The organism is Verticiella sediminum (assembly GCF_007558815.1).
Taxonomy (GTDB): domain Bacteria; phylum Pseudomonadota; class Gammaproteobacteria; order Burkholderiales; family Burkholderiaceae_B; genus Verticiella; species Verticiella sediminum.
Genome location: NZ_VLTJ01000020.1, coordinates 1 through 17,108, shown reverse-complemented (window position 1 = coordinate 17,108; position 17,108 = coordinate 1). Strand labels below are relative to the sequence as shown.

Below are 17,108 nucleotides of genomic sequence, written 5' to 3'. Positions count from 1 at the left end.
CCTATTGCACCACGAAGGCGTTGAAGAGCACGTTGTTGACGGTGGGGCCGCCGCGGCCTTCGAAGATGGCATTGATCGTGGTGCGCACGTCGGCGGCGAGCTGGCGCTTGCCCGCGGCCGTCTGCACCGCGTCGGCATCCTGCTCGCCCAGGAGCAGCAGGACCTGGCTGCGGACCACCGGCATGTAGTCGGCCAGGCGCTTGCGGCTGGCCTCGTCGGCCAGCTCCAGCGTCAGCCCTACGTGCAGCAGGCGCTCGCTGTGGTCGCGGGTGAGCGTGACGGTGAAGGGGTCGAGCAGATAGAACAGCGGGATGGCCGCCATGGCCGGCGCTTGAACGGCGGTGGCGGTGCGCGGCGTGGTCACGAAATAGGTGATGGCGCTGGCCGAGGCGCCGAGGACGGCGAGTGCGGCGAGCGCCAGCAACGGGCGCCCCAGGCTGCCCTGCTGGCGGCCCGGGCGCTCGCCGCGTCGGCCAGCGGGGACGCGAAACGGGTTCGTGAAACGTGTCGGCATTGTCGAAGGCGAACTGTGCTGAGCGTGCATCGCCTGCGGCGGATACACGCGTTGATGGTGGGCATTATCGGCGCGGCGCGCGAGGGCAAACCGCCCGAACAGCAGGGGGAATTGCCATTACCTCGCGGTATTGCCGCGGCATGCGTGCGGTGCGCGCTCAGGCAAAGGTGTCGACCAGGCCGCGCGGCGCGGCCATGGCCGATGTTGCCGTCGGCTCGGCGCTTGCGCCCGCGTCGGTGTCGCCGTCGGGCCCTGTGCCGCCCTGCGCCTGGCGGGCGTGCTGCTCGAAGGCCTGCTGGTCGCCCACGCTGCTCTGGCCGAGCTGGATGCCGGCATCGGCGAGCTGCTGCTGTAGTTGCGGCAGCGCAGCCTCGATGGCCTGGCGCGTGGCAGGGTGGGTCGCCAGGAAGACGGCGCTCGCCTGGTCTCCCTGCAGGCTCAGGCTCACGCGCAGCGGCCCCAGCTCGGGTGGGTCGAGCCGCATCTCGGCGTGGCGCACGCCATTGCCGGCGCTGCCGAGCGTGACGAGCTGCTGGCCGAGCGCGGGCGCGAACTGGGCGCTGCCCACCGGCGCGGGCAGGGTCGTCTGGACGACGGCGCCAGGCAGCGCAGCATCGGCGCGCGCCGCGGCCGGCGCCGCGACGGGCGGCGCCAGGCCGGCGATCCCGGCCGGCGACGCCGAGGCGGCCTGGGGCGCGGCTGGCGCCGGCGCATCGGCGGCGGTTGCGGCAGCGCCGTTGCCCTGCACATTGACGGTGGCGACGGTGGCACGCGCATCCGCGTCGGCGGCGCCCGATTGCGCCGCTTGCACGACGTCGTTGGGCGTGCGCTGCGCCGTGCGTGCGGCGACGGCCGCGCCCGCGGCGGGCGCACGGCCGGCCGGCGCGTTGGCGAGCGGCGCAGCAGCCGCTTGCCGAACGGCCGGGTCGGCAAGGACGCGCGCGTTCGGCGCTGCCGTCGTGTCGGCGCTCCGGCGCGCAGCCGGGGCGGGCGGCGCCTCGCTGCCTGGCCGGGCCTGGCCGGCGGCGCGCCAGGTACTTGTCTGCACAAACGGTGCGATGTCTTGTCCGGCCGCTTCGGCGTCACGCATGAGCGGGGCGTGCGCCGCACCGCCGTCGACGCGGCCCGCCGGCTGTGCCGGAATCGCCAGGCCCCGCATCGACCAGGCCCGGCTCAGTTCCGTCAGCGAGCGCACCTGGTCGGCCAGCGCCGACGAGGGCGGGGCGGCAGCGATCGCCTGGGCGTCGCTGGCGGCGCGCGCTGCCAGCGCGATCCAGGCTTGCACGCCGGTCGTCTCGGCGGCGTCGGCGTTCGCCTGGGCGTGAGCCGTGGCTGTAACGTCGCTGTCCTGTGCTGCCGTGTCGGCAGCGGTGTCCGTGCTCTCGGTGCCGGTGCTGACGTCGGCGTCGGCGGCGCGCGGCGCGGGTGCGTCCGGGGCCGCCTCTTTGCTGTCGGTGGCCTGCGCCCCGCGCTGTTCGCGCAGCAGGCGCCCGAAGGCGTCGCCGTCGCCGCTCTTCGCTTCGGCCGGGGTGCCGGCTTCGGCCGGCGCCGCCGGCTGGGCCATGGCGTGGGCAATGTTCATGTGCGTTTCTCCATGTGCTGCCGGCGCGCGAGGCGAGCCGAGACTTCATCCGTCGCACGCTGTTCCCGGCGTCCGGTCTGGATGACGATCGCCTGCTCGCGGCGTTCGAGCAGCGTGTCGTAGGCGTTCAGGCGGGTCTTGTGCTGCTGCCAGTTGCGCCGGCCATCGTCGAGCTGGGCCTCGGCATGCGCGAGCACGCCCTGCTGTTCGCCGATGGCCGCCTCGAGCGTGACGATGAAGCGCTGGTAGTTCTGCCAGGCCGCGGCCGAGAGCCCCTGCTGGATCGACTGCTGCAGACGGGTGCGGTAGTCGGCGAGATATTGCTCGAGCATGCGCAACTGGCGCTCGGCCTCCTGCCGGCGGCCCTGCAGCAGGCCGAGTTCGCGGGCAGCCGTATCCACCTTCTCGGTGGCGAGTTCGACCAGGGTGTCCAGCGGTTGTGGCTTAGCCATGCTTCATCTTGGGAAAGAGCGTGCCCAGGTGGGCGACGGCTTCGGGGTAGCCCACGTTCTGGCCGAGGTCCTGCTGCAGGTAGTCGGCGAGCCGCGGGTACAGCGCGATGGCCTCGTCCAACTGCGGATCGTTGCCGGCCGCATAGGCGCCGACCGCGATCAGATCGCGGTTGCGCTGATAGCGCGACAAGGCCTGCTTGAAGCGGCTGACCTGCTGGAACTGCGCCGGCTCGATCAGCGCGGTGAGCGCGCGCGAGATCGAGGCTTCGATGTCGATGGCCGGATAGTGGCCGGACTCGGCCAGGCTGCGCGAAAGCACGATGTGGCCGTCGAGAATGGCGCGCGCCGAGTCGGCGATCGGGTCTTGCTGGTCGTCGCCTTCGGTCAGCACGGTGTAGAAGGCGGTGATCGAGCCGAACCGGCCGTCCGCGCGCGCCTTGCCGTTGCCGGCGCGCTCGACCAGCATGGGCAGCTTGGCGAAGACCGACGGCGGATAGCCCTTGGTGGCGGGCGGCTCGCCGATGGCGAGCGCGATCTCGCGCTGCGCCATGGCGTAGCGCGTGAGCGAATCCATGATGAGCAGCACGTCGCGGCCCTGGTCGCGGAAGTATTCCGCGAGGCGCGTGGCGTAGGCCGCGCCCTGCAGGCGCAGCAGCGGCGACACATCGGCCGGCGCGGCGACGACCACTGCGCGCGCGAGCCCGCTCGGGCCGAGGATGTTCTCGATGAAGTCCTTGACCTCGCGGCCGCGTTCGCCGATCAGACCGACCACGATGACCTCGGCGCGCGTGTATCGCGCCATCATGCCGAGCAGCATGCTCTTGCCCACGCCCGAACCGGCGAATAGCCCCATGCGCTGGCCGCGGCCCACGGTGAGCAGGCCGTTGATGGCGCGCACGCCCACGTCCAGCACGTCGGCGATGGGCGCGCGCGAGAGCGGGTTCACGGGCGGCGTGACCAGGCCGGCATACTCCGCGCCCACGAGCGGGCCCAGACCGTCCAGCGGATTGCCGGCGCCGTCCAGGACACGTCCGAGCAGGGCCTCGCCCACGGGCAGGCGGCGGCCCTGTCCGCCGGCCGGGTCGTCCGGTTCGCACGGGGCCGGCTCGGCAGACACGCGTGCGCCCGGGCGCAGGCCCGAGGTGTCCTGTTGCGGCATCAGGTAGAGGGTATGGCCGTCGAAGCCCACCACCTCGGCGCTGGCCGCCTGCTCGCTGCCCTGGATCTCGATGCGGCAGGCCGCGCCCACCGGCAGGCGCAGCCCGGTGGCCTCGATGACCAGCCCGGTGGCCCGGGTGACGCGGCCCGAGGGCGTGCTGACGGGGCAGTGCGCGAGCTTCGCATGCAGGCGGGGCAGCGTGGCGAGCCAGCCCTGGGCGAGCCGGTTGCCCGCGCCAGCCTCGGGGGGGTTCAGCTCGCGGTCCATGGCGCGGTGCTGCCCAGATCGGCGGCGATGTGCGACCAGCGGGTCTGCAAGCTGGCGTCGATTTCGCCGTAGCTGGTGAGCAGACGGCAGCCGCCGCGCGTCACCGCGGAATCCGGAACCGCGCGCCAGCCATGCTCGTCCAGCCGGGACTGCATGTGTGCGTGCAGGATCGCGGCGTCGTCCGGGTGGACGTGGATGCGCACCCGCGTGTCGGCGGGGGCATCCTGGAGTGCGGCCTCGACCACGCTCAGGATGGCCTCGGGGCGTACGCGCAGCTCCTCGGCCACGATGCGCCGGGCGACGGCCAGCGCGAGCTGGGTCAGCGCCGGCGCGGTGTCGGCGGCAAGGCGGGCGATGTCCCGCTCGCAGTTCGTCAGCAAGGTGTCGAGCGCGGCGACCCGCTCGGCCATCCGGGCCTGCTCTTCCTCGCGCACGGCGGCCAGGGCGGTGGTGCGGCCTTCGGCCTGGCCCTGCGCACGGCCCTCGGCGAGCCCTTGCGCCAGACCCTGGGCATGGCCGTCGGCGTGGCCGGCCTGGCGCGCGGCCTCGCGCAGGGCGTCGAGTTCGCTTTCGCGGCGCGCGGCCTCGCGGCGTGCGCGCTCGGCCGCGAGCTGCTCGGGCGTGGCGCGCGGCGCCTGCGGTACGGCAAGATCGGTGGTCTGCCAGCGGCGCCATTCCCGCACGCGCTCGCGCGGGATGCGGGCGACCGGCAGGTTGGCGGTACGTTCAGACATAGGCGTCGTCGCCGCGCTGAGACAGCGTGATCTGGCCCGTCTCGGCCAGGCGGCGCGCGGCCTGCAGGATCTTCTTCTGCTCGCCCTCGACTTGCGAGAGCCGCACCGGCCCCATGCCTTCCAGATCCTCGCGCAGCATCTGCGCCGCACGGTTGGACATGTTGCGCAGGAACTTCTCGCGCAGCGGCTCGGGCGCGCCCTTCAAGGCGACGATCAGCGCGTCGTTGTCGATTTCCTTGAGCAGCAACTGGATCCCGCGGTCTTCCACGTCGGCCAGGTTCTCGAAGACGAACATCTCGTCGATGATCTTCTGCGCGAGGTCGGTGTCGCGCTCGCGCAGCGACCCGATCACGGCCTCTTCCTGCGAGGTGTTCATCATGTTGATGATCTCGGCGGCGGTGCGCACGCCGCCCATGCGGCTGCGCTTGGCGCCCTGGCCCGAGAACACCTCGTTGAGCACCTCGGTGAGTTCCTGCAGCGCCGCGGGCTGCACGCCGCCGAAGGTGGCGATGCGCATGACCACGTCGTTGCACAGGCGCTCGTCGAGCATGGTCAGCACCTCGGCGGCGCGGTCGCGCTCCAGGTGGACCAGGATGGTGGCGATGATCTGCGGATGCTCGTCGCGCACCAGCTCGGCCACGATGCCGGGTTCCAGCCAGTTGAGGGCGTCGACCCCGCTCGCCGAGTTGTTGGCTTCGAGGATGTCCTCGATCAGGCCGGCGGCGCGATCGGTGCCCAGCGCCTTGGTCAGGACTGAACGGATGTACTCGTCCGAGCCCAGCGTCACGGCCATGAACTGGTCGGCTTCCTGGCGGAAATCTTCCAGTACCTGGCTGACTTCCTCGCGGCTGACCTGCTTGAGGCTGGCCATGGCCGAGCCGATCTGCTGCACCTCGCGCGCCGAGAGATGCTTGAACACCTCGGCCGCGGCGTCCTCGCCCAGCGTCATCATGAGGATGGCGCTGCGGTTCAGAGCGTCCTGGTTCACGGGCATATCCTCCTGTCGCTGCGCGACATCCTCCCCGTGGGAGGCATCGCGCTACCTTCGGGCGGCCGGGCGGTAGCGTTGGAAAGAGCCCTCCTGTCGCTGCGCGACATCCTCCCCATGGGAGGCATCGCGCTACCTTCGGGCGGCCGGGCGGTAGCGTTGGAAAGAGCCCTCCTGTCGCTGCGCGACATCCTCCCCGTGGGAGGCATCGCGCTACCTTCGGGCGGCCGGGCGGTAGCGCTCATCACTTCTCCATCCAACTGCGCAGCACGGCGGCGACGGCGCGCGGGTCCTTCATGGCGAGTTCGCGCGCTGTCTCCAGGTTCTCCTGGTAGCGGCTCTGCTGGCGGGCCTTGGTTGCGGCGGCGATCATGTCGTCGACTTCGTCGTTCTGCTGCGTCTCGACGGCCGCGGCCGCGGCGGCCTTGGCCTCGTTGCTCGCGGCCTGGCGGCGGATCGCCGGACGGGCGACGCCCAGCCACAGCCACAGCGCGATGACCAGGAAGAGCAGCCAGCCGCCGACCGTCTTGGCAAGGTCCAGGTAGAGCGGCTCGCGCCACCAGGGCAGGGGCTGCTCGATCGGGCCGAGGAAGGCGCTCTGCATCAGGTTGAGCGTGTCGCCGCGCACATCCGAGTACCCCATGGCCTGGCGCACCAGCTCGCGCAGTTCGTCCAGGCGCTCCGCAGGCATGGGCTGCGGGTTGCCTTCTGCATCGGGGACGTGATTGACGACCACCGCCACGGACAGGCGGGCCACCTTGCCGGTGGCATGCTGCAGGTGGGTGATGGTGCGGTCGAGTTCGTAGTTGGTCGTGCCTTCGCGGCGCTCGTCGCCCGGGATGGCGGGCTGGGTTGCCGCGGCGGCAGCGGCCGGGTTGCCCGCTGCGTTGTCTGTGCCGGGCTGCGCACCCGCCGGGTCTTGCCCGTCCGGCGCCTGTTGCGGATTGGTGATCGGTGCGGCGGGGTTGGCCGGCGGCTGGTTCGTGAGCGCGCCGGGGATGCCTTGCGGCATGGCGTTGCCGTACTGCACCGATTCGCTGGTCTGCTGGCTGCGGATGGCGGCCTGGCCCGGCTCCTGGTTGGGGCGGTAGACCTCGACGGTCTCTTCGCGGCGCGAGAAGTCGACCTCGGCTGTGACCTGGGCGCGCGCGTTGCCCGGGCCCAGGATCGGGGTCAGGATGCTCTCGATGCGCTGGACGTAGCTCTGTTCGATGTCGCGCACGCGGCGGAACTCGGCGGTGCCGGCGCCGCGTCCGTCGCTGCCCGGCAGCGACAGCAGGCGGCCGAACTGGTCCACCACCGAGATGTTGGACACGCTGAGCTCGGGCACGCTGGCGCTCACCAAGTGGCCGATCGCCGCCACCTGTGATTCGTCGAGCGTGCGCCCCGGATAGAGCTGCAGCATGACCGAGGCGGTGGGCGGCTGGCGTTCGCGCAGGAACATCGACTGGCGCGGCAGCGCCAGATGCACACGCGCGCTTTCGACTGCGTTGATGGATTCGATGGAGCGCGCAAGCTCGCCCTCGAGCGCACGCTGAAAATTCACCTGCTCGGTGAACTGGCTGGCGCCGAACTTGCCCTGGTCGAGCAGCTCGAAGCCCACCGAGCCGCCGCGCGGCAGCCCCTGGGAGGCCAGCGCGAGCCGGGTCTCGTGCACGCGCTCGGCCGGCACCATGATCGCCGCGCTGCCGTCGGCGAAGCGATAGGGTACGTTCATCTGGCCGAGGGCTGCGACGATGGCGCCGCCGTCGCGCTCGGACAGGTCGGCGAACAGCACGCGGTAGTCGGGCGATCGGCTCCATAGCGCGAGGGCGACGAGCAGCGCCACCACGAGCGCGGCGATGCCGATCAGCGCAAAGCGCGGCGCCGCGCGCAGCCGCGCGAGCAGCGGCTCGAGCGTACTGCCGGCGTTCATCGGCAAGGAAGCCATGTCAACGGTAGGAAGGTTGCAGTGCAGCCGGGGCTGCGGGGCGAATCGGGCATGCGGCCGGTTGTCGTTGTGAGCGAAACGGCCAGTGCGCTTCCAAGGACGCACTGGATCGAGCTTGCGGCGAGATTATGGCCGCCGGCGTCGTTGCGGCATGCGCGGAATAGCCCGGGTTTTGATGGGCTTTTGTCACGTATGCTCACGTTCGGTGTCGGCTAGTATCCCTCCACCTAGAAAGGAGAGAGGGTTTCATGGACAAGATCGGCTCGGTCATCCAGCAGATGCATCAACTGGCCGAGGCAGCAGGCTCGCGCGCGCCGGCGCGCCAGGCCACGGCGCCCGCGAGCTTCGCCGATGAGCTGCAACGTTCGCTCGCCCGCGTGAGCCAGGCGCAGGAAGCCGCCTACGCCAAGGCCCAGGCCTTCGAACTCGGCGAGCCCGGCGTCGCGTTGAGCGACGTCATGATCGACATGCAGAAGGCGGGCATCGCCTTCCAGACCACCCTCCAGGTGCGCAACCGCCTGGTCTCCGCCTACCAGGAAATCTCCAGCATGCCGGTCTGAAGCCGGCTGCTGCTTGCCCGCGGCCTTCGCCGGCCATGGCGCGCCGGCGCCCTACGACAACGACAACAACAATTCCCCGCCGCTCCGAGGTGGTTCCATGCGCAACAACCAACCCGTCATCGACAGCGAATACGTCGTCGGCGACGACCAGTACCTGATTTCCCGCACCGACCTGCAAGGCCGCATCGTCTTCGCCAATCCGGCGTTCGTCGACGTGAGCGGTTTCTCCCACGACGAACTGCTCGGCGCGCCGCACAACATCGTGCGCCATCCCGACATGCCGCCCGCGGCCTTCGGCGATCTCTGGGAGACGCTCAAGACAGGCGAGACCTGGGTCGGGATGGTCAAGAACCGTCGCAAGGACGGACGCTACTACTGGGTGCTCGCGACCGTCTCGCCGATCATCGCCGACGGCGAGGTGCTGGGCTACGGTTCGGTGCGCGTCAAGCCCGAGCGCCAGGCGATCGAGCAGGCCCAGGCTTTGTACGCGCGCATGAACGCGGGCGAACTGCGCAGCCATCGGCTGGTCCAGGGCCGGCTCGAGCCCAACGGCGTGCGCGCGCTGGCGCGCCGCCTGGCCTTCTGGCGCGCGCGTTCGCTCGGTGCGCGCCTGGGCCTGTTCGCCGGCGTGTCGCTGGCCACCATCGCCGGCGTGCTCGCCATGGCGATCTACGGCGGCCAGGCCGCCAGCGTACCCGGCTGGTGGCATACCGGCATGGCGGGGCTGGGGGCGCTGGGCGGCCTGTGGGTGCTCGCGCTGGCCATCGGCTTGCGCAACAGCAGCGCCCAGCCTGCCCGGCAGGTGCTGGCCTATGCGCGCCAACTCAGCGCGGGCAATCTGATCGTGTCCGCCGAGGGCGGCGATACGGCGTTCGGCCAACTCGAGCAGGCGCTCGAGACTGTGCGCAAATGCCTGCTCGGCGTTGCCGGCGACATGCGCTCGAGCGTGCTGGAGGTAAGCCGCGATGCCGATCGCATCGCCCGCGGCAATGCCGAGCTGTCCTCGCGCACGCACCAGCAGGCCGCCGCGCTCGAAGAAACCGCGGCCAGCATGGAGCAGTTCGCCGGCAGCGTCGAGCGCAGCGCCGACCACGCCAACCAGGCGAGCCAGTTCGCCCACCAGGCGTCGGCCAAAGCCGCCCAGGGGCGCGACGTGGTGCAGCAGGCCGTCCAGCGCATGGGTGCGATTTCCACCAGTTCGCGCAAGATCACCGAGATCATTTCCGTGATCGACGGCATTGCCTTCCAGACCAACATCCTGGCCCTCAACGCCGCCGTCGAGGCCGCGCGGGCCGGCGAACAGGGCAGGGGCTTCGCCGTGGTCGCGGGCGAGGTGCGCAGCCTCGCGCAAAAGAGCGCGCAGGCCGCGCGCGAGATCAAGCAGCTCATCGAAAGCTCGGTCACCGAAGTCGACGCCGGCGCCGGGCTGGTGCAGCGCGCGGGCGACACCATGCAGGAGGTCACCGGCGCGATCGAGCGCGTTGCCGGCCTGATCGGCGAAGTCGCCGCCTCCGCGCAGGAGCAGGCCAGCGGCATCCATCAGGTCAAGAGCGCGATCTTCCAGATGGACCAGGTCACGCAGCAGAACGCCGCCCTGGTCGAGGAAGTGTCCGTCGCCTCGGCCAGCCTGCGCGATCGCAGCCGCTATCTGGATCGTTCGTCGGCGGTGTTCATGCTCGGCAACGCCGCCCGCGCGGCGCAGTCCGCACGCTGATCCCGCCCTAGCGTGCCCACGGCCCCGCCATACCGTACCGACGGCCTCGCCCATGTTCGACTTCTTCACGCTGCTGTTCGTGGTGCTGCTGCTCATGGAGGCCGTCGGCGGGGTGATGCTCATGGGCTGGTGGCTGCAGAAGCGCGGCAACAACACCCTGGCCTGGTGGAGCCTGGCGCACGGCCTGGGCGTGCTGATGGTCTGGTTCAGTTGGTATGCCATCGGGTCCCGGATGACGCGCATGCCGTACTCCGAACTCATCCTGGCCGGCCTGCTGCTGGTGGCCGTGGTGCCGGCGTTCTCCTATCTCATGATCCGCATGCTGCGCGCCGAGGCCAGGCTGCAGGGCGCGCGCAGCCAGAAGAATCTGTGGCACTACTTCGCCACCGCCGACTCGGCCGGGAACGACCAGCTCGCGCTCGACCTGCGTGCGGCGCTGCAGGCGCCCGAGCGGCAGTTCTTCCTGCAGTACCAACCCATCTTCGATACGCGCACGCGCGCCGTCACCGGCTTCGAGGCGCTGCTGCGCTGGAAGCATCCGACGCGCGGCATGGTCTCGCCGGCGCAGTTCATCCCCGTCGCCGAATCGAGCGGCGCCATCGTCCCCCTCGGGCAATGGGTGCTGAGCACTGCCTGCGCGGCCGCCGTGCGCTGGCCGCGCGAGTGGAGCGTGTCGGTGAACGTCTCGCCGGTGCAACTGCGCCAGGCCCGGCTCATCAATCACGTGCGCGATGCGCTGCGCTTCTCCCGCCTCGCCGCCGAGCGGCTGCAGCTCGAGGTGACCGAAGGCGTGATGATCGACACCGCGAGCCAGGTCATGGCCCGGCTGAGCGAGCTGCGCAGCCTCGGCCTGAAGGTCGCCATCGACGACTTCGGTACCGGCTACTCCAGCCTGCGCTACCTGGAGCACATGCCCTGCGATACCATCAAGATCGACCGCTCGTTCATCAGCGATCTCGAGCACGACCATGCCGCCCGGTCCATCACCAGCGCCATCATCAAGCTCTGCCACGAACTGGGCCACAACGTGGTGGCCGAGGGCGTCGAGACCGAAGCCCAGCTCCGCGTGCTGCAGGATCTGCGCTGCCAGAGCGTGCAGGGCTGGCTGCTCGGCAAGCCGCTCGACGAAGACCAGATCATGCCGACCCTCGGCGATGACGCGGTGGCCGAGCTGCCCGACAACACAGCCACGGCGGCGATGCTGGCCCGCGGGCCGGGACTGGCGCAGGACGAGCAGGGGCCGATCGCGGCACCGCACGGAAACTCGGCCGCGGCCGGCGCAGCCGAAGGGCGGGCCGGCGGGGGCGAAGCCGTTGCAGCGCCGGTGTCTTCTGCGTGGTCGCCCTTGCCCGGGCGTCAATCTGCCTGAGCCGTCTGCGGCAGGAACGCTGCCTTTTGCGAGCCGTTGCCGCTCGCTCAATCGACGTTGCGCGTCTCCAGTTGGCGCACCAGGCGCTCCAGGAAGCGCTCGCGCTGGCGGTCTTCCTGAGCGAAGGCACAGCCCATGTGCAGGTAGCGTATCTGGCCGTGGGTGAAATCGTGCTCGGTCGCCTCGTACACGCCAACGACCAGCAGGTCGGCAACCACGCTGCCACCGTCCTGGAAATCCAGTTGCAGCCCTTCCAGCCGGGTGCCGACGCGCGGCAGCTCCTCCGGGCCCAGGCGGCTGCGCAGCCCGACGCCGCCCAGCGACACGTCGAAGATGCGCAGCTTGACTTCGCCGCCGTTGGCGCAGCGCCAAACGGCGTGGCTACCCGGGCGCGCCATTACCCGAACGTGCTGGCGCCGCTGCATCCGGTAGAACTGTGCCGGAAACGCGCACTCGAGCACGGGCACATTCAGGCCCTCGTCCTCGTCGGGATGGACGAGCGTGGCGGGGCCGGCTTCGAACGCGATCTGGGCGCCGAAGGCGGAACCCTCGAAGCTGAATGCCGGGAGCGCGAGCAGGCGCCCGAGTTCCTTCGGGGCGTAGGGATGGAAACGGAAGGTGCGCGTGCGCACCTGCACCGAGCAGACCGTCACCGCGATCGGCTCGGGCGCCGCGGTCATCATCAGCCTGTCGGTGCTGCGGGTGAGCTCCCTGAGCGCGGAACCGATATCGACGGGATTGCTGAGAAGGTACTCGGGGTCGAAGGGCATACGCGCTCGCTCGTTCAGTCGGTTCAGGAGTCAGGGAGGGCGGGGTGTGCCGCCGTTCGTTTCCAACTGGTAAAGCCATGCCAGCAGTTCAGCGATCGCCTGGTAGAGCGCGGGCGGGATGCGGCTGTCCAGGTCGACTTGCATGAGCAAGCCGACCAGCTCTGCCGATTCATGGACGTACAGCCCGTGTTCGCGGGCCGTGCGCAGGATGGTCTCCGCCAGCACGCCGTAACCCTTGGCCACCACCCGGGGCGCCATATCGTCCTCGCCGTAGCGCAGCGCCACGGCGTGGCGGCGATGCGGCGAGGGCTCGGCCGGCGTCGCCTCCGGTTGGCGCCCGGGACCGGACGTGGGCCCCCCGCCGCTCACCGGCGTACCCCGCGCGACCCGAGCGACCCGAGCGACCCGAGCGACCCACGGCCAGCGGGGAGCAACGGGCCCATCGCGGCCTTCATGATGCCCCCGCCGTCTTGTCCAGGGACGCGAACGCCAGGTCGCTCACGATCAGCCCCGCTTCCAGCATCCTTTCGCGCAGGTCGCTGCTCGCAGCCTGCAGGGTTGCCGAACTGTCAGCGGCACCCAGTCTAAGCAACACTTGGTTACCTGACAAGCGCATTCTGACCTCGATTTCCCCCAGATGCGGGAGGTGCAAACGCAAGCGCGTCGCCCAGGCCGGTGTTCCGTCGTCGTCCGGCTGGCGGGGTTCCTCGCCGACCTCCCAATCCATCGGCGTGCCCGGCCATGCTTCGCCCTGCCAGGCGAACTGGCCGTTGGCCAGGGTTTCCAACTGCTGCCGCACCAGTGGGGCAGCCTCGGGATGGATGCCGGGCACCGGCAGCGCGGGTTCGTTGCGCGGGGCTGCGGCAACCGGCGCATCGGCACCAGCGCCCATCGGGCTGCCCAGCCATTGGCTCAGGCTGTGGGCGCCGCCTTGCTGGGCGGGCTGAGCGTGGGGCGCGGCCGCGGGCGGGGTGGGCGGATTCGGAAGCCGTGCTTGCGGTTCGCGCAAGATACTGTCCAGGCCCATCTGCCCGAAAGCCAGCCTGGCCAAGTGCGATTCGTAGAAGACACCGCTGCTCGCGACTGCGCGCGCCAGCGTGGCCGCAAGCGCCTGGGACATCGGATTGGACGCGCCGATCGTCGCCGAGGCAGTCAACGAAGAGGCGGCAGCGCGGCCGGCAGCGTCGCCGCCCTGGGCGCCGGACGTGGGCTGGCCGGTGGCGGCAGTGCGCGCGGCTGCCGCGAGGCGCGCTTCGGCGCCGGCGCCGGGTTGACCCGTGCGGTCGGTCATGGGCGTACCCGTGGATGACGGCTGCGCCCGCGCGCCGGTGTTCGCGGCCTGCCCGGGTGCCGGGGCCGTCGGCCGGCCGGGTAGCGGCGTGCCGGCTGGGGCCCGGCTTGACCCGACGCCCGGCGTGCCGGGTTGGCTGCCGGGTTGCGTGCCGGCGCCGCCGCGGGCCGTGAACCGCGTGGCCGAAGCATCCTGTGCGCCCGGCCACAGCGGCAGCGCCGGGCGTGTACCTGACGGTATGGGCGGGCGGCTCACCAGCAGGGCCAGGATCAGGCGCGCAGGCTCACTGAGCGTGGCGCGCGCCGATGGCGCCGGCCCGGTTTGCGCAGGGCCGCCGCGGCCCGCGTCGCGGCCTGAACGCAAGGCGGCGTCGGCCTCTCCCGCGCGCGAGCGCGATCGGCCGCCGGCCTCCGCCACCTCGCCTGCGCCGCGCCGGATCACCGAATCCTGCGGGTGCAGTGCGGACGTCGCCTGAGTGACCGCATGGCCGCGCACGCCTTGGAGCAGCACCGGGTGCTGCGCCAGTGTCGTGCCCAGAACCGCGTCCAGCCGGGTGGCGAGCAGCGTGCCGAGCGGGGAGGGGCCGCTGACGCTCACCGCAGCACGGCCTCGCCTTGACCATAGGCCTTGCCGAGGACGTGCTGGTGACGCAGCGTATTGATGAGGGCGCCCAAGCGCTGCAGGCTGGGCACGGCGAGATCGCGGATCTGCGCGTCGTTCTCGATGAGACGCAGCAGCAGCGCATACTTGCGCGCACGCTGCGCATCGTCGAGCGCGGCCATGTCGCCCAGGGCGCGGATACCGTCGACAAGGCTCTGGTATTGGCCGCCCAGGCGCAGCACCTCGTCCCAGTCGGACTCGTGCGCGCTTGCCAGCATCCGCTCGCTGACGTCGGAGGCCTGCGCATACAGGCGGAACATGTCGTCGATGCGTTCTGTGTTCATGATGCGACCCGGATCGTCGGCGTAGTCTGCCCCGGGCCGGCCGGCGCAGCGGCCGTCGAGCTTGCCGGCGCGTTTGCCGCCGCCATTTCCTTCCAGGCGCTGGCGATGCCGCCCAGCAGGCGGTCGGCCTCGTCCAGCTTGGCCCGATCACCGCGCAGATTGGCCGTCAGCAGGCAGCGCTCGATGTAGTCGTACAGCGCGTACAGATTGGCCGCGACCTCGCCGCCGCGTTCGCGGTCCAGCACCGCCTTCAGCCCGTCCGAGACTATGCCGACGGCCTTGCCGATCGCCGCGCCCCGCGCCGGCACGTCTTTCTGCTCCAGTGCATGGCGCGCCCGCGCGATCGCCACATGGGCGCCGTCGAACAGCATCGTGATGAGCTTTTCCGGCGTAGCGGCGTTGACGCCGGTCTCCAGGCCCACCTGGGCATAGGAGCGGGCTCCTCCTCGGGAATACAAAGGCGCGTTCATGATCGTCGTGCTCGTTCCTGTGGGCGCGGGCAAAGCCGCACCACCGTTGCCCGCCGCTGTTGCGGCCTGGCCTCATCGTCACGCGGCGCGGTCTCTCGGCGCACGCGGTACTGCATCCTTGGGCAGTCTACCCCTTGCCCACTCGGGGATAACCCGCAAAAAAAGGGCTCTTCCCCGGGCACACCTCGCGTTTCAGCGCGGCGGGTGCTTACCTGCTGTTCTTCGCCGTCGCGGCCAGCATGTCGAGCTGCTGCGTCAGGTAGCTGCTGGTGGTGTTCATCTGCGACATGAGCTTTTCCAGCGCGACGAACTGCGCTTGATAACGCGCCATCGTGTCGTCAATGCGCGTTTCCATGCGCGTGTACTGCTTGCCGATGTCCTCGACGGTCGACTTGAGCCCTTCCTGCGCGTTCGCGATCAGCCCGTCGGTGCCGAGCATCGTCTTGATGGTGGCATCCAGCTTGGCCGACAGCCCGTTCTCTCCGGTGAAGAGCGCCGCCACCTTGGCAGGATCCTCGGCCAGCATCTGGTTGAGTTTGGTCGTGTCGATGTCCAGCGCGCCCGTGGTGATGTTCGTCGTGATCCCGATCTGCGCCAGCGTCGCGAACCCGCCATTCTCGATGGCCTCGCCCAGCACATTGCGCAGTTGCGACTGAACCGAGCGCGCCACCCGGTCGCCCGTGAGCGCGCTCGAGGTCTGGGTTTGCGCATCGTAGGACGTCAACTGGCGGATCACCGACTGCAGCGAGTTGTAGGTGGTGACGAAACTCTGGACCGCCGTGCTGCCGGCCGTATTGTCCTGCGCGATCGTGAGCGTGAGCGGCGCACCCTCGGTGGTCGGCGCGAGCAGGTTGAGGGTGACGCCTTCGATGGCGTCTTCCAGTGTGTTCTTGCCGCTGGTGACGGCGATCCCGTTGATGGTGAGCGCGGCATCCTGGGCCGCGGCGACCTGGCGCATCGCCGTTTCGCCGGGCGTCGCGGCACCCTCGTCGAAATCCAGCATCTGCGCCAACTCCGCGTTGCCGCTCACTTCGATCTTGGTGATCCGTGCCGCCGTTCCCGTGTCGTCTGTCGAGAGCACCAACTGGTGCGGGTTGCCGGCGTCGCCGTTGTTCAGCAGCGTCGCCGTGATACCCAGCCGCTTCTCGTCCTCGCCTTCGCCCACCGTGGCCTTGTTGATCGCCGTGCGCAGCGCTTCGAGCGAGGTGTCGCCATCGGCCAGCGTCACCGTCTTGGTCGACCCGTCGCCCAGCGTGAAGGTGATCGTGCCGCCCGAGCCGATGGGGTCCTGGCGGCTGGCCTGCCCGGCGCTCGCCAGGCTCTGGTTGGCCGCGAGCTTCTCGATGGCGATCGTGTACTTGCCCGCCACCGCCCCTTCGCCGGCCGGCACCTTGGCCGACAGCGCCGCCGTATCGCTCGACGTGGCCTTCATCGTGCCGAACACCGTGCCCTTGCCCAGATCCTTGGCTGCCGTCTGCAGCGTCGACAAGGCGCTGCTGATCATCCCGTAGGCCGAGATGCGCGCCTCCGCGATCGTCTTGCGGTTCGCCAGCGCCGTCAGCGGCGCCTCTTCCGCCTTGCGCAGATTGTCCAGCAGCTCGGTGAGCGGCAAGCCGCTCAAGCCCAGGGTTCCGCCGACAGACGCCATCGAATGCTCCAGAAAAATCGTGGTTTACAGCAAAGAGTCGTAAGGGTAACGGCGGGTGGGGGTGGAACTTTAGGGGGGCGACGAGGCAAGGCGAAAACCCGCGGCGTGCCCACGAGAGAGTGAGCGGCTCGATCGTCGAACCAACGAACTCTCGGTAGATGCTTCCCTGAAGAAAAACACCCTAAAGCTTCCCTTGAGGGCGCCGTTAAGAGCTGCAACGAGCCTTTACCGCTCAGACGACGGGCGGGAAGTCCGTTGCGGGGGGCAGGGGCCTCCCGAATCGCGAAGCCTATCCAAATACGGAGCACTACATGGCTGTCATCAGCACCAACTACCTGTCGCTCGTCGCGCAGAACAATCTCAACAAGTCCCAGTCGCAGTTGGGCACTGCCATCGAGCGCCTGTCCTCGGGCATGCGCATCAACAGCGCCAAGGACGACGCGGCGGGTCAGGCGATTGCCAACCGCTTCACCGCCAACGTCAAGGGCCTGACCCAAGCCACCCGCAACGCCAACGACGGCATCTCGATCGCCCAGACGACCGAAGGCTCGCTGAACGAAATCAACGCCAACCTGCAGCGCATCCGCGAACTGAGCGTGCAGGCCGCCAACGGTTCGAACTCCGACACCGATCTGCAATCCATCCAGAACGAAATCACCGAGCGCCTGGACGAAATCGACCGCGTGTCGCGTGAGACGCAGTTCAACGGAAAGTAC

17 protein-coding genes are annotated in these 17,108 nt (G+C 70.1%); 4 read left to right on the top strand and 13 right to left on the bottom strand.

From position 1 onward, the window contains the following. Position 1: 1 nt before the first annotated feature. The 7 genes from FOZ76_RS09705 to fliF all read right to left on the bottom strand — a co-directional run bounded on the left by FOZ76_RS09705 (position 2) and on the right by fliF (position 7,611). Positions 2 to 514 carry a flagellar basal body-associated FliL family protein gene (locus FOZ76_RS09705; RefSeq protein WP_170235374.1) on the bottom strand — a complete coding sequence of 171 codons (513 nt, stop codon included), beginning with the start codon at positions 512 to 514 and terminating at the stop codon, positions 2 to 4. A 157-nt stretch (positions 515 to 671) separates the two neighbouring features. Then, on the bottom strand, positions 672 to 2,096 hold the full coding sequence (locus FOZ76_RS09700; RefSeq protein WP_143947953.1) for a flagellar hook-length control protein FliK: 1,425 nt from the start codon (positions 2,094 to 2,096) through the stop codon (positions 672 to 674). Continuing rightward, the gene (fliJ, locus tag FOZ76_RS09695; protein WP_143947952.1) at positions 2,093 to 2,548 is read right to left on the bottom strand and encodes a flagellar export protein FliJ; all 456 of its coding nucleotides are present in this window, start codon (positions 2,546 to 2,548) and stop codon (positions 2,093 to 2,095) included. The genes FOZ76_RS09700 and fliJ overlap by 4 nt, the downstream gene beginning before the upstream one ends. Continuing rightward, positions 2,541 to 3,974: a flagellar protein export ATPase FliI gene (gene fliI, locus FOZ76_RS09690; protein ID WP_143947951.1), complete on the bottom strand. Its 1,434-nt coding sequence runs from the start codon at positions 3,972 to 3,974 to the stop codon at positions 2,541 to 2,543. The genes fliJ and fliI overlap by 8 nt, the downstream gene beginning before the upstream one ends. Then, entirely contained in the window at positions 3,959 to 4,708 is a 750-nt protein-coding gene (locus FOZ76_RS09685) for a flagellar assembly protein FliH (RefSeq protein ID WP_143947950.1), read from the bottom strand. Before FOZ76_RS09685 ends, fliI begins: the two co-directional genes overlap by 16 nt. Beyond that, the gene (gene fliG / locus FOZ76_RS09680) at positions 4,701 to 5,702 is read right to left on the bottom strand and encodes a flagellar motor switch protein FliG (RefSeq protein ID WP_143947949.1); all 1,002 of its coding nucleotides are present in this window, start codon (positions 5,700 to 5,702) and stop codon (positions 4,701 to 4,703) included. Before fliG ends, FOZ76_RS09685 begins: the two co-directional genes overlap by 8 nt. Before the next feature lie 238 nt (positions 5,703 to 5,940). Beyond that, positions 5,941 to 7,611, bottom strand: coding sequence for a flagellar basal-body MS-ring/collar protein FliF (gene fliF, locus FOZ76_RS09675; RefSeq protein WP_246129394.1), 1,671 nt, complete (start codon positions 7,609 to 7,611; stop codon positions 5,941 to 5,943). Between the two features lie 263 nt (positions 7,612 to 7,874). Between fliF and fliE the strand changes: the two genes are divergently transcribed. The 3 genes from fliE to FOZ76_RS09660 all read left to right on the top strand — a co-directional run bounded on the left by fliE (position 7,875) and on the right by FOZ76_RS09660 (position 11,269). Next, positions 7,875 to 8,186 carry a flagellar hook-basal body complex protein FliE gene (gene fliE, locus FOZ76_RS09670; RefSeq protein ID WP_143947947.1) on the top strand — a complete coding sequence of 104 codons (312 nt, stop codon included), beginning with the start codon at positions 7,875 to 7,877 and terminating at the stop codon, positions 8,184 to 8,186. A 97-nt stretch (positions 8,187 to 8,283) separates the two neighbouring features. Continuing rightward, on the top strand, positions 8,284 to 9,900 hold the full coding sequence (locus tag FOZ76_RS09665; protein ID WP_143947946.1) for a methyl-accepting chemotaxis protein: 1,617 nt from the start codon (positions 8,284 to 8,286) through the stop codon (positions 9,898 to 9,900). A 52-nt stretch (positions 9,901 to 9,952) separates the two neighbouring features. Then, the gene (locus FOZ76_RS09660) at positions 9,953 to 11,269 is read left to right on the top strand and encodes a putative bifunctional diguanylate cyclase/phosphodiesterase (RefSeq protein WP_143947945.1); all 1,317 of its coding nucleotides are present in this window, start codon (positions 9,953 to 9,955) and stop codon (positions 11,267 to 11,269) included. Between the two features lie 47 nt (positions 11,270 to 11,316). On the opposite strand, the gene FOZ76_RS09655 is transcribed toward FOZ76_RS09660, so the two are convergent. From FOZ76_RS09655 to fliD, 6 genes are all read right to left on the bottom strand, one after another. Continuing rightward, positions 11,317 to 12,039, bottom strand: coding sequence for a PilZ domain-containing protein (locus tag FOZ76_RS09655; RefSeq protein WP_143947944.1), 723 nt, complete (start codon positions 12,037 to 12,039; stop codon positions 11,317 to 11,319). 30 nt (positions 12,040 to 12,069) lie between these two features. Continuing rightward, a complete protein-coding gene (locus FOZ76_RS09650; protein WP_281282975.1) occupies positions 12,070 to 12,324 on the bottom strand; it encodes an EscU/YscU/HrcU family type III secretion system export apparatus switch protein in 255 nt (84 codons plus the stop codon). Positions 12,325 to 12,490: 166 nt separating this feature from the next. After that, positions 12,491 to 13,927 carry a flagellar hook-length control protein FliK gene (fliK, locus tag FOZ76_RS09645; protein ID WP_143947943.1) on the bottom strand — a complete coding sequence of 479 codons (1,437 nt, stop codon included), beginning with the start codon at positions 13,925 to 13,927 and terminating at the stop codon, positions 12,491 to 12,493. Further along, positions 13,924 to 14,274, bottom strand: a complete 351-nt coding sequence (locus FOZ76_RS09640) for a flagellar protein FliT (protein WP_246129393.1) — start codon at positions 14,272 to 14,274, stop codon at positions 13,924 to 13,926. The genes fliK and FOZ76_RS09640 overlap by 4 nt, the downstream gene beginning before the upstream one ends. Further along, the gene (gene fliS / locus FOZ76_RS09635; RefSeq protein ID WP_211366174.1) at positions 14,271 to 14,744 is read right to left on the bottom strand and encodes a flagellar export chaperone FliS; all 474 of its coding nucleotides are present in this window, start codon (positions 14,742 to 14,744) and stop codon (positions 14,271 to 14,273) included. Before fliS ends, FOZ76_RS09640 begins: the two co-directional genes overlap by 4 nt. A 208-nt stretch (positions 14,745 to 14,952) precedes the next feature. Continuing rightward, entirely contained in the window at positions 14,953 to 16,392 is a 1,440-nt protein-coding gene (gene fliD, locus FOZ76_RS09630) for a flagellar filament capping protein FliD (RefSeq protein WP_143947942.1), read from the bottom strand. 311 nt (positions 16,393 to 16,703) lie between these two features. Here fliD and FOZ76_RS09625 point away from each other — a divergent pair. Continuing rightward, positions 16,704 to 17,108: flagellin N-terminal helical domain-containing protein (locus FOZ76_RS09625; protein WP_484444107.1), on the top strand; the 405-nt coding region annotated here is incomplete at its 3' end.